Genomic DNA, 12,591 nt, shown 5'->3' with positions numbered 1-12,591 from the left:
TCCGTATAATCTGCTCATATAACGGCTGTGAGCTAATTTATAGGGAGGATTTCCCTATAACACGTTCTACCTAAGCAAAATGCTCCTCTACATTGGAGTTTTTCTCGCCAAACCACCGAAAATCTGTGGAAAGCGCAACGAGGTGTGCTCCGTAAGCTACAAATTTAAACTAACAGAAGCCAAATCACCCAACAGGGTGATTTGTTCGTCGATCAATATAGAGAAGATTTCTCTGACACAGGAGAACTGCAATGCCTTAAAAAGTAAAGCAGACCCTGCAGGTAGTTCGCAGGGTCATGCTCTTCAAAATTTGGGGAGGACAATTCAAAGGCTGTCCTCTTCTTATTTCTTACCTTCTCCCTTGGCATTGAGCATGGCGATTAGCTTATCGCCCTCGACGTCGAGGTTCGGAAGCAGACGGTCTAGCCATTTCGGAAGCCACCAGGCTTTGTCGCCGAAGACGGCCATTACTGCCGGAACGAGCGTCATGCGGATGATGAAAGCATCGATCAGGATGCCGAAGGCCAGTGCGAATCCGATCTGCTTGATCATCGCATCAGGTGCGAAGATGAAGCCAGCGAAGACGGAAACCATGATTACGCCTGCGGCAAGTACGACACGGCTGGCGAGATCGTAGCCGTGAACCACACTGTCGTTGCCACGACGTCCATGGACGTAAGCCTCACGCATGGAGCTGACGAGGAATACCTGATAATCCATCGCCAGTCCGTACAGAATGCCGGTGACCAGAATTGGCATAAAGCTGAGCAGTGGGCCTCCTGTGTCAAAACCAAACAGGGAGTGCAGCCATCCCCACTGGTATACGGCCGTGGTTAGACCGAAAGTAGCGAGCACACTGAGAATGAAGCCTACCGTCGCCTTGATCGGAACGATGACCGACCGGAAAACAAGCAGCAGTATAATTAGGGATAGAATTACGATGATGCCGATATACACGGGAAACGCATCGGATAGCTTGGAGGACATATCAATGTTGATCGCAGTGAAGCCGGTCACACCAAGTGTTACATCATTTGATGATGCGAGGCTGGAAGCGGGATCGCGCAGATCCTGTACCAGATCTCTCGTTTTTGTATCTGTAGGGCCGGTTTTAGGGATTAGACTGATAATAGCAATATCTCCGGTCGCGTTGACACCCATCGGGGACACCAGCGTGACGTTATCATGCATTTGCAGCTCTTGAACCAGCTTACCAAGCGTCTCCATGGAAATCTTGTCGGACGGGTTGTTTGGTTGGGCCACCAGTAGTAGCGGACCGTTGAACCCTTCTCCGAAGCCCTTGGAGATGATGTCATAACTCTGGCGTGCTGGAGTGTCCAGATTTGCCGAAGCGCCAGACGGAATACCTAGCTCCATTTTGGTTACTGGAATCGCCGCTGTACCAAGAATCAAGACCACTAGAACAATGATAGCCCAGCGGTATTTTACCGTTGCGTTCGCCCAGCGGTGTGAGAACCCGTTACGGGCTTTGTTCGCGGAAGCTACGTTCTTTGAACGTGCCTTGGCGGTGCAGATCCGTTCGCCGACGAGACCCAGCAGCGCAGGCAGCAGGGTAAGCGCCAACAGAACAGTGATCAGCACGCTGACAGCAGCAACGAGAGCCATGGTTGACAAGAAGCCGATGCCGATGACTAACATGCCACATAGGGCGATGATGACGGTCAGTCCGGCGAAGAATACTGCACTGCCGGCGGTGCCGACAGCTCGGCTTGCTGCTTCCTTGGCACTTAAATTCTCATCGAGAATTAACCGCCGCTGCCGGTTCACGATAAATAAGGAGTAGTCGATACCAACAGCCAGACCGATCATGACTGCGAGAATGGGTGTAATGTCATTCATGTGCACAATATTCGAAAGAGCAAAAGCACCGCCGACGCTAATCGCGACGCCAAGAAGCGCGGTGATCAGCGGCAGTCCGGCTGCAACAATCGAACCGAGTGTAATAAACAGCACAACTGCTGCGACGGCTACTCCGATCGCTTCCGTAGATCCGATGGACGGTGTGCTTTTGAGCGAATCACTCGGAATGGCTGTGATCCCGGAGCCTGCCTGCTCGACTTCGGTTACAGCCTTAATCACGTTATCTGGTACAGAAGAGGGGAGTGATGTCTGCTGAACAGTGAACTGGAATTGGAACAGGGCGATGCTGCCGTCGGCAGACAGCATGACGCCGGGAACCGGAGCACCATCAACGATTAGTGGCCCGTAAGGAACGGCCTGAACCGAAGCAGTAGCTTGACCCGCAGCGTCTGTCTGACTCGCAGCCGCCGAAGGGTCTGCAGTGGCAGTTTGGCCACTGGCAGCTGCTGATGGGTCTGCTCCTGCAGCTTGACCCGTAGCCGCCGCGGCTTGCGCGGCCAGTTCAGCAGGATTGATGATATAGTCCATGCTGTAGACATCATTTATAGCCTTCAGAATCCGTGCTGATCTCTCCGGCGTATCTAGCCGTTCTCCATCAGGCGCGGTGAAGGCAACACTCGCCTGACCGCCAGCAGCTGCTGGAAGTTCCTTGACCAGCATATCCAGTACTTTTTGCGATTCAGTGCCCTCAATTTTCATTTCTGAGCTGGACTGGATGCCATTGACACCAAGCAGGGCGCCTATAACACCGAGAATCAGAATCCAGACGGTAAGGAAATACCAGGGCTTGGTATATGCAGATTTGCCCAATCGGTATAGAAATGTAGACATATTATGGTTTCTCCTTTGTATCTCTAAATTAAAAGCCTTTGCGTAAATAAGTAAACATGGAATTTAGATATTGATCGAACGATATGGCATCGGAGTGTTCATCCTGCGCTTCACCTGGCAGCATGACGTTCAGACGTCCATCCAGAATCGGCACGAACGCTCCGTAAACGGCGCCTGCGAGAAGATGTGTATACCCGTCGGCATAACGTCCATGAGTAAACTGTTCGAGCACTTCCTGTGCGGCAATCTGCAGGCGGCGGAATACGCTGAGAATATAAGGCTCCAGTGACTGATACTGATTAGCCAGCGATACGAACTGCCGCAATTGATACAGAAACTCGGAAGTAAACTGCAGCTTGAACAATTTGTACAAGGCATCTAGCGGTGTTGCATCTGGTGGCAGGTTATCGAATAACATGCTTTTATCTTCTCTTGAAGAGTTGCTGATAAAATATGCTGCTACCGCCTCTTCTTTGCACGAGAAGTAGTTGGCAAAGGTCCGCCGGGAGTAGCCAGCCTTCTGTACAACGTCGTCGACGATGAAGCCGTCCATCCCTAGTTCAAGCGCAAGCTCGAAGGCAGATTTGGCTAAGGCATAGGCCGTAGCTTCTTTTTTTTTGTCGCGCAGCGTCTGTTTGGGGTTCAAGTTCTATGCGATCTCCTTTCTTAAGTACAGAGGACATTCTGTGCTCTATTTTCTATTTTTATATTATTGCCCAAAGGGCAAAATTGCGCAATGGGCAATTTTTTAGAAGCGAGTGGAGGTTAATTCAGGATACAGGGTAGTGAACCGCCAGAGCTTATAAGCAGGGTAGTTGTCAGACTAAAAAGAGATCAGCAATGATTAACATCGCTGATCTCTTTTGCAAGTTGGTTTAAATAGTGCTAATTGCTTCTATATATTAAGCTTCTTTAGCAATAATTTTTTTGAGCTTCACTTCGGGTTCTTGCTCCGAATCAGGCGCTTGCCCAACACGTTTAATGAAGAAAGAGAGCAGCAGCCCAAGAATGCCGATACCAACAATAACTAGATAGGAATCATTGATACCTTGAATGGAAGCTTCCATAATCATATGTTCTTGTGTTCCGTTCTGTGTGCTGCCCGAGGCCAGCATATCCTTCATATGCGTTGTAGTACGGCTTGTCATTACAGTGACAAGTAGGGAAGTCCCTACGGCGCCAGCCACTTGTCGAATGGTGTTCGAAATTGCTGTACCGTGCGCACTAAGCTTGGAGGGCAATTGATTTAGCCCTAAAGTTTGTATTGGCATAAGGAGCAGAGCCATACCGATCCGGCGGCCAGTTGACATATATACCAGATACATGTAACTGGTTGAGTCCGTTAAATTCACAAAGCTTAGCGTCGTTGCAATTGTAATCAGTAGACCGATAATAGCGAGCCACTTTGCCCCGAACCGGTCGAACAGCTTTCCGGTTACCGGCATCAATAAACCCATAATGAGCGCACCAGGAAGCAGCAGTAAGCCGGATTCCATCGCTGTAAAGCCACGGGCATTTTGAAGATACAAAGGCAGCAGCATCATATCTGCATACATCACGATAGTGACTGCGATACTGATGACAGTCGTTAAGGAAAACATGCTGTATTTGAAAGCTCGAAGATCAAGCAACGGGTTCTGGGAGGCTAGCTGTTTCCAAGTAAACAAGCCAAGGGAAAGGACACCTAGACCCAGAGACAACAGTACTTCTGCGCTTGACCAGCCTGCGCTGGCAGCACGGCTGAAGCCATACAGCAAGGTGCCAAAACCGATAGTAGAAAGAACTACACCAACAATATCCAGCTTAGGATAGATGCGCTCCGATACATTTCTCAAATAAATAAATCCACATATGATTACAATGACGGTCAAAGGAATCATGCCATAGAACATAGTCTCCCAAGAATAATGCTCCAAAATATATCCGGCCAGAGTAGGTCCAATCGCAGGTGCGAAAATAATGGCTAAGCCTACCATCCCCATGGCAGCCCCTCTCTTTGCAGGAGGGAACAGGGTCAAGATGACATTTGTGAGCAGTGGCATGATAATCCCAGCGCCAGCTGCCTGAATCATACGCCCGGTCAGTAGAATAGGGAAGTTTGTCGCGATGGCTGAGACGATCGTTCCAGCTAAAAATATAAACATGGAAGCTTGAAAAAGCTCTCGTGTCGTAAACCGTTGCATCAAATAAGCTGTAATTGGGATTAGAACACCATTAACCAGCATATAGCCTGTTGTCAGCCACTGAGCGGTTGCAGCCGAGATATTAAAATCATGCATTAACTCGGGAACGGCAACGCTCATTACTGTCTGATTCAGTGTCGCAAGAAAAGCGCCCAAAATCATAATGAATAAGATGGGTCCCTTTTTTACGGAACTGCTTGATACTTCTGTCTTTGTACTCACTCCACTCCATCCTCTCAAATCGTCGATCATGGACTAAATTTACAGTGTGTTGTATAGTTTACAATGCATGAATTAGATTATAAATGAAATTTTCATGTAATCAAGCAACGATTTGCGAAAAAATGTAAAATAGTTTACATTCATTTTAAATTTGTAGTGTTTTCTCATGAAAAAACAACAATTTTTTATAAATTGTAGTTTACGATATGAAAGTTAAAGATTGGAGAGAGTAAGATGAATAACACAACGCAACGTACAGATCCCCGGGTACTTCGTACACGTCAATTGCTTAGAGATGCTGTGATTGAATTGCTTGAGGAAATGGATATTGAGAAAATATCAGTAAACCGTATTGCAGAGCGGGCTAAAATCAATCGTGTTACTTTTTATCTGCATTATCGGGATCTCCCGGATATGTTGGAAAAGATGGCGGATGAGATGGTGGAGGACATTTTACAAGTGGTCAACAACGATGACAACGATCACGAATCGGTTGAAGAAGAGAATTTGAGGATATTAGAGAGTCTGCTTAAGCATATTGCGGAAAATGCCAAATTCTATAAAGTGATACTCACATCGAAAAGAAGCCCTATTTTTACAGACCGTCTGTTCAACTTGATGGCGGAAATCATCTCTGCACACCAGGAGAAAAAGGAGGGTGCTGCTGAGCATTCCAAGATGCCCATACAGAAGGACATTGCCGTTTGGTACGGTTCAGCAGCCCTGATTGGCACGGTTATTTCTTGGCTTCGAGATGACATGCCCTATACACCAGTGTATCTTGCCAGACAAATTAGTATGCTGCGTGCGAACTAGTCAAATGAATACGATCGTAAAGAAAAAGCCGTGCATCGCTGCGCGGCTTTTTCTTTACGATCGTGTACAGAGCGGGTAACTCACTGCACACTGAGATTATCCCAGTTGACTTGGAATTCCTTCAGCATACCTTCCTTGTTCAGCTTGCCACCGAGATAGCCTTGAATGCTGCTGGATAATTCCTGCGGCATCCCGTTCGGTAGACGGGTCCAGTTCCAGGTCAGCGCTTGATCCTTATCGGTATAAGCCAGCACCTCGGCGCCCAGCGCTCCAAGATCTTCTTCGGTGCCCTTAATGCTGTCGAGCGCAGGGATGAACTGGAATTCCTTAGTGATATACTTTTTCCCGGTCTCGGAGGTGACCAGCCAATCCAGGAAGACCTTGGCTTCCTCCTTAACGGGGGAGTTTTTATTGATCACCCAATTGCTTGGCACGCCTACATACAGCTTGTCATTGTCTTCTGGGGTGTCGTCAATGGGCATCGGTAGGATACCCAGATTTAGATTAGGATCGATGCCGTCGATCTGTCCTTGCGTCCAGTTACCCTGCTGCATCATCGCGGCTTCTCCGCTCGCTACCATCGTGACTTGGGTATTATAGTCGGTGGAGAGTGGATTTTTGTTGCCGTACTCTACAGTAAGGTCCAGCAGGTCGATCCATTTGGAGAAAACCGGGTCTCCAGCGAAAGTTTTGGTGCCGTCCGTAAGCCCGGCGATAAATGCTTCGGGATCTGGCTGCTGGGCGAAAGCTACGTTCACATTATGATTGCCGAGCACGAACCATTCCTGATATCCATTTGCAAAAGGTGTGATGCCTGCTGCCTTTAACTTCTCGGAGGCTTCGCGCAGAGCGGTTAGAGTTAAGGGTTTCTCGGTGATGCCTGCTTTCTTAAACAGGTCCTTATTATAGATGAAGCCGTATCCTTCGAGATTCATGGGCATGCCATAGAGCTTGCCATCTGCAGTCATTTGTTCTGCTGCAAGGGGCTTTACATCCTTGGCCCAAGCTTCACCGCTTAAATCCTCCAGATATTCCATCCACATATCACGTTCATTGTTGCCACCAATGGTGAAGATATCCGGTTCATCTCCAGATGAGAACTTGGCGCGTAGGGAGGCACCATAATCGGTCCCGCCACCCACGCTTTGCACCTCCAGCTTAATATCGGGGTGTTCCTTCTCAAACTCAGTCTTAAGCGAAGCTAGCGCTTCAGATATTTCAACCTTGAACTGGTAGATATGCACGGTTTTAACTCCATTCGCATTGTCACTGCCACGTCCGCAGCCGGCTGTCAGAGCAGCCAGCAGCAGGGAGCATGCGAGGAGAATTCCACGTTTGGTTCTCATATTCATTCATCCTCTCTGGCTGAAAATAACATGTATCGTTAGCCCTTTACGGAGCCTTGGGCAATACCTTCAATAATATATTTTTGCATCGCTAGGAAAAAGATGACCACGGGCGTAATCCCGAGCACAAGTCCCGGAAGTGCCAAATCCCACTGTTTCGTATATTGTCCGAAGAAGCTATAAGTGGCGATGGGAATGGTGCGAAGCACCGGGTCCTGCAGAATAAGCGAAGGCATCAGGTAATCGTTCCAGATCCACAGGGTATTCAGAATAATGACAGTGACAATAATCGGCTGCATGAGCGGAAGCACAATCCGGAAAAAGGTACCATAAGGACTGTTGCCATCTACTCTCGAAGCTTCCTCAATATCAAGAGGTACCGATTTGACGAAGCCATGGAATAGAAACACAGTCATCGGGGCGCCAAATCCAAGATACGCTAAAATCAAACCTGTGGTTGAATCCATGACGCCCAGACCGCTAACAACTTGCACCAGCGGGATCATGATCGCCTGAAACGGAATCACCATAGCGGCCACTAAAGCAATATAAAGTATGCGGTTATATAAGCTGTTATTGCGAACCATTTTGTAAGCGCACATAGAGCAGAGGAACGCTAGCAGAATATTACTAATCACCGTGATAATAAAAGAGTTCAGGAAGGCACGAGGAAAATTGATAGCTTTCCAAGCTTCGGCGTAGTTGCTCCACTGGAATACGGAGGGCAGCGCAGCGGAATCCGAAAGAATCTCACTATAGCTTTTAACCGAGTTAGCTAGAAGAAAGTAAAACGGTACTAGAAATAGAAGGCCCAGGAGGATCACAATTACTTCGACGAGAAGCAATGGCACATTGAATTTTTTGGCGGTAGTCTCCATTACAGCTCCACCTCTCTTTTCTTGGTTGCTCTAACCTGTAGCAGGGAGATTACGGCCACAATGACGAAGAAAATCATCGCTTTCGCGGAGCCCATCCCGAATCGGCTAATAGTATAGGCCTCATTGTAAATATTCAACGCTACAGATTCAGTAGCTTTGAAGGGACCACCCTTGGTCAGCGACAGGTTAAGGTCGAACAGCTTAAACGACCAAGAGATAGAAAGGAACAGACAAACGGTTACAGCTGGCATAACCAGCGGAATGGTGACATGGCGTAAAGCCTGAAAGCGTCCGGCACCATCCACTTTTGAGGCTTCAATCAGGCTTTTGGGAACGTTGTTGATTGCAGAAATGTAGATGACCATTAGGTACCCTGCATTTTGCCAGACAAATACGATTACAATCGCCCAGAAGGCTGTCCCTCCGGTGCCCAGCCACGGAAGATTAAAGAAGGACCAGCCCGTAGCCTGTCCAATCGAGGAGAACCCTCTGACAAAAATAAACTGCCAAATGAACCCGAGCAAAAGTCCACCGATAACATGAGGTACAAAAAATACCGTTCTCAGGACATTGCGCGTGAATAGCTTGCGGGTCAGCACATAAGCGAGTACGAAGCCGAGCAGATTGGTCAGTATCAGACCGAAGAAAGTGAACTTCGCCGTGAACCAGAATGAATGAAGAAAGGAAGGGTCCTTTGTGAAGATATGTAGATAATTCCGGAGTCCGGTCCACTCCACATCACGTGAGATTCCGTTCCAACTGGTAAAAGAATAATAGAGTCCTAAAAAGAAAGGAATCAGCACAATCATAAAGAAAAACAAGGAAGTCGGCCCGACAAAAACAAACTGCTGCATCAGGCGTGATCTTTTTCTATGGTCCATCGTTCCTCACCCCTTTTTGTTAATGTAAACTTTTCATTCTATAACCGGATTGGTGATTAAGCGAAACAAACATACTTGAAATTATCGCTGCTCAGAATGATTTCAACACAGGCTTGACAGCCCTTTCAAAGAATCGGTATGGTGGACTTGTCAGACTAATAGGAGGTTGATGCGCATGTCAGGATTGCTTGGTAATTTTGTTACGCAGATTGGAATATTGGTGAATGATGTGGAGAAGGTAAGTACGGCATATGCGGAGTTTTTTGGACTCAAAAAGCCGGAAATTATCGTTACAGATACAGAAGATATTGCGCAGACCCGGCATAATGGCGTGGCTACGCAGGCGCGGGCTAAGCTAGCTTTTTTTGATATGGGCTCTTTACAGCTGGAATTGATTGAACCGGATCATGAGCCGAGTACGTGGCGGGATTACTTGAATGAACATGGTGAGGGGCCTCATCATATTGCTTTTGTAGTTGAAGGAATGAAAGAAAAGATAATGCTGCTAGAAGGCAAAGGCTTCCCACTCCAGCAAAAGGGTGAGTATACCGGGGGGCGTTATGCTTATATGGACACTTTCAAGGAGTTAAAAGTAATTGTGGAGCTGCTAGAGAACGATAAGGATAACGGGGAGGAATAACTATGAATATTATCATTACAGGTGCTGGACGTGGACTGGGTTATGAACTGGCGGCCGAAGCGCTGAAGCGGGGCTATGGAGTTATTGCTGGGGTTCGCCGGCCCGATCAGGAACAAACAGCGCTATCGAAGCTTGCTGAAACCTATGGAGAGAAGCTAACCATCGCTGCGATGGACGTGACGGACGAGGCAGGAATCGCGGCACTGGCTGCGAGTCTACAAGAACAAGGTCGGACCCTCGGTGCCATTATTAATAATGCGGCGGTACTCAACGCTCGGGATATATCGATTGAAGCGTTGGATTTCCAAGATATGCTTACAACGATGGATATTAATCTGTATGGACCGATACGAGTGGTTAAGCATTTCCTGCCGCTACTTACGGAACCCGAATGCTCGATCATCAATATATCGTCGGAAGCAGGAAGTATCACGAATGCTTATCCGAACGACTATCCTTATGGCATTTCCAAAGCGGCGCTCAATATGTTCACACAGCAGCTGCATGTCTATGTAAAAGAACGTGGGATTCAAGTGCTCAGCGTGCATCCGGGGTGGATGCAAACCGATATGGGCGGGGCAGAGGCACCGACAAATCCAAATCAAAGTGCCGAGGGGATCCTTGACCTGATCGAGAAGCGTACTACACCAGAAGGTCATTTCATGTTTGTAGATTATACGGGTAAGGATATGAAGATTTAGGTGATATATAGGCTGAACTAAATTTGCGAACAAAAAGCTCAGTATTCACTGCAGTGAATCATTGGACTTCCTGCCGTTGTTGTCCCCAGATTTCTTGATTGAACCGCTCGTAGCGGTGGAAATCTGGGGACAAAGACGGTCAGTAAAGAGAACCTCGGCAATTATGCCGAGGTCCTCTTTTTTGTTTATAGAACTGCTTATTTCTTAAGCAATAAATAAGCGAAATAAGGTACGCCGATTAGCGACACCATGATCCCTGCCGGAATGCCGTCAGGATCGACGAGATTGCGGCCAACGGTGTCCGCGATCAGAAGTAACCAGCCGCCCAGCAATACAGCGACGGGAATAAACATCTGATTACGCGGGCCGACTAGCGATTTGGCAATATGTGGAGCCATCAGTCCGATGAAGGCGATCCCGCCTGTGACAGAAACCGCGGAGGCGGAAGCTGCAACTGCCGTGAGAATCAGAACGATACGTTCACGTTCGAGATTCAGCCCGACACCAATGGCAGAGACTTCACTTAGGCTGAGCAGGTTGAGTCGCTGTGATTTGTACAGGGTAAAGGGAACTAGTAAGATTAACCAAGGCAGTAAAGCCCAAATGAATGGCCAATCTGTACCCCATATATTCCCTGCGATCCATTTTGCAATAAAATCTACCTTGGCACGATCCGCGGACGAAATGATCACGATCATAACGCCAGACAACGCTAGGGAGAACCCTACCCCAACGAGCACCAATCGAACAGGATCAAGCCCCTTAGTCCGACTATATGAAAATAGATAGATTAACGCTGCCGTAAGTAATGCCCCTATAAAAGCAACCAGCGGCAGCGCATAAATGAATGATCCAGCGCTAACCGGGAAAAAAAGAAAGAAAACAGCGACAGCGACACCCGCACCAGAGTTGATACCAATAATACCGGGGTCGGCTAGATCGTTTCGTGTAACGCTTTGCAGAATGGAACCGGATAACGCCAAGGCCATGCCTGCCAGCAGTGTAATCAGAATCCTCGGCAATCTTACAGAGAATAATACAAAGTCTTCTTTAAAGGTTCCATGCCCGAACAGAACCGGAAGCAGTCTGTCAAAAGATAGGGAAGAGTATCCGATTCCCATGCTGACGATTGCTGTTAGCAGAATCAATCCGGTGCATACACATAGGATAATACGTTGCTTTCGCACGGGTGCAGAGGAAATCATGAGAGTGTTTTACCTCCTTTCCGAACAACAAACAAGAAGAAAGGTAGCCCAAGCATAGCTACGACGGCGACCACTGGCGTCTCATAAGGTGCATGGATTGTCCGTCCAATTGTATCCGCGAGAAGCATGAACGATGCACCCGTGAAGATCGATATCGGCAAAATATACCGATAATCGGTACCGACAATCTTACGGACAATATGCGGAATCATCAGCCCTACAAAAGCCATATCCCCAATTAGAGCGACCGATGCTCCAGTCAGCAGAATAATAAGAGTGAATAGAATCCCTTTAACCGCAGCAAGGTTTTGTCCTAATCCGATGGCTACCTCGTCACTTAAGCTAAGAATGGTTAACTGGTTTGAAAATATTAATGCCACCACAATGCCGATGAGAATAACGGGTGCGATAGCCTGAAGCTGGCCCCAGGTTGTGCCGATCAATCCACCCGCTGTCCACATGGATACATCCTTGGATATTTTGAAGGCAATGCTTACACCACTTGCAATAGCATACAGAAAGGCAGATACCGCTGCACCGGCGAGTACGATTCGAATCGGAGAGAAGCCACCTTGGCGCACAGAACCTAGAACAAGCACTAGCACGGCTCCTAGGGCAGCGCCAAAAAAACAAGCGATCATGGTACCAAAATAATTCAGTCCCGGCAGAAATACAAACGTAAGAGCCAGCGCCATATTCGCGCCCGAGGTCAGACCGAGCAGGCCTGGGTCGGCTAATGGATTGCGTGTAACCCCCTGCATGATAGCACCGGATACGGCAAAGGCAGCACCGATCAGCATGGCGGCGAGTTCGCGAGGTAGCCGGATCTCACGCAGAATAAGGACATTGTCTGCCTTTGAATTAGAGGTGATGGCAAGCCACAGATCATTGAAAGTGGTTTCTTTAGCCCCGAATAGCATAGCAATCACGAGGCATATAACCATTACCAGCACGCTACCAAGCAGCTTATATAAAAATGGAATGGAAGTTTGCTTCGTAGTCATTAT

11 protein-coding genes are annotated in these 12,591 nt (G+C 47.8%); 3 read left to right on the top strand and 8 right to left on the bottom strand.

Features of this window, described 5'->3' with window-relative positions:
- Positions 1-342: 342 nt before the first annotated feature.
- From ACFWMP_RS07495 to ACFWMP_RS07485, 3 genes are all read right to left on the bottom strand, one after another.
- Complete coding sequence (locus tag ACFWMP_RS07495; protein ID WP_379422824.1) at positions 343-2,712, bottom strand: MMPL family transporter; 2,370 nt, start codon at positions 2,710-2,712, stop codon at positions 343-345.
- Between the two features lie 28 nt (positions 2,713-2,740).
- On the bottom strand, positions 2,741-3,358 hold the full coding sequence (locus tag ACFWMP_RS07490) for a TetR/AcrR family transcriptional regulator (protein ID WP_042185890.1): 618 nt from the start codon (positions 3,356-3,358) through the stop codon (positions 2,741-2,743).
- 256 nt (positions 3,359-3,614) lie between these two features.
- Positions 3,615-5,147, bottom strand: a complete 1,533-nt coding sequence (locus tag ACFWMP_RS07485) for a DHA2 family efflux MFS transporter permease subunit (protein WP_379422822.1) — start codon at positions 5,145-5,147, stop codon at positions 3,615-3,617.
- A 204-nt stretch (positions 5,148-5,351) separates the two neighbouring features.
- On the opposite strand from ACFWMP_RS07485, the gene ACFWMP_RS07480 reads away from it, so the two are divergent.
- A complete protein-coding gene (locus tag ACFWMP_RS07480; RefSeq protein WP_042185894.1) occupies positions 5,352-5,933 on the top strand; it encodes a TetR/AcrR family transcriptional regulator in 582 nt (193 codons plus the stop codon).
- Between the two features lie 80 nt (positions 5,934-6,013).
- Here ACFWMP_RS07480 and ACFWMP_RS07475 read toward each other — a convergent pair whose 3' ends face one another.
- Genes ACFWMP_RS07475 through ACFWMP_RS07465 form a run of 3 tightly spaced genes read right to left on the bottom strand, consistent with a single transcriptional unit; the run spans position 6,014 to position 9,038 of the window.
- Positions 6,014-7,285 carry an ABC transporter substrate-binding protein gene (locus tag ACFWMP_RS07475; protein ID WP_379422819.1) on the bottom strand — a complete coding sequence of 424 codons (1,272 nt, stop codon included), beginning with the start codon at positions 7,283-7,285 and terminating at the stop codon, positions 6,014-6,016.
- Between the two features lie 32 nt (positions 7,286-7,317).
- Positions 7,318-8,157 (bottom strand): carbohydrate ABC transporter permease, encoded by an 840-nt coding sequence (locus tag ACFWMP_RS07470; RefSeq protein ID WP_379422817.1) that lies wholly within the window; start codon positions 8,155-8,157, stop codon positions 7,318-7,320.
- Positions 8,157-9,038: a carbohydrate ABC transporter permease gene (locus ACFWMP_RS07465; RefSeq protein ID WP_379422815.1), complete on the bottom strand. Its 882-nt coding sequence runs from the start codon at positions 9,036-9,038 to the stop codon at positions 8,157-8,159. Before ACFWMP_RS07465 ends, ACFWMP_RS07470 begins: the two co-directional genes overlap by 1 nt.
- Before the next feature lie 175 nt (positions 9,039-9,213).
- Here ACFWMP_RS07465 and ACFWMP_RS07460 point away from each other — a divergent pair, with 175 nt between their 5' ends.
- Together ACFWMP_RS07460 and ACFWMP_RS07455 are read left to right on the top strand one after the other, a co-directional pair.
- Positions 9,214-9,678 (top strand): VOC family protein, encoded by a 465-nt coding sequence (locus ACFWMP_RS07460; protein WP_042185902.1) that lies wholly within the window; start codon positions 9,214-9,216, stop codon positions 9,676-9,678.
- A gap of 2 nt (positions 9,679-9,680) precedes the next feature.
- Complete coding sequence (locus ACFWMP_RS07455; protein WP_379422812.1) at positions 9,681-10,379, top strand: SDR family oxidoreductase; 699 nt, start codon at positions 9,681-9,683, stop codon at positions 10,377-10,379.
- Between the two features lie 197 nt (positions 10,380-10,576).
- On the opposite strand, the gene ACFWMP_RS07450 is transcribed toward ACFWMP_RS07455, so the two are convergent.
- Together ACFWMP_RS07450 and ACFWMP_RS07445 are read right to left on the bottom strand one after the other, a co-directional pair.
- The gene (locus ACFWMP_RS07450; protein ID WP_042185906.1) at positions 10,577-11,584 is read right to left on the bottom strand and encodes a FecCD family ABC transporter permease; all 1,008 of its coding nucleotides are present in this window, start codon (positions 11,582-11,584) and stop codon (positions 10,577-10,579) included.
- Positions 11,581-12,588: a FecCD family ABC transporter permease gene (locus ACFWMP_RS07445; RefSeq protein WP_379422810.1), complete on the bottom strand. Its 1,008-nt coding sequence runs from the start codon at positions 12,586-12,588 to the stop codon at positions 11,581-11,583. Before ACFWMP_RS07445 ends, ACFWMP_RS07450 begins: the two co-directional genes overlap by 4 nt.
- Positions 12,589-12,591 lie beyond the last annotated feature (3 nt).

Origin of the sequence: Paenibacillus sp. NPDC058367, assembly GCF_042723305.1 — a bacterium.
In the GTDB taxonomy this organism is placed as follows: domain Bacteria; phylum Bacillota; class Bacilli; order Paenibacillales; family Paenibacillaceae; genus Paenibacillus_AQ.
Note: the sequence above shows the minus strand (reverse complement) of the source record. Positions and strands in the feature narration are given on the sequence as shown.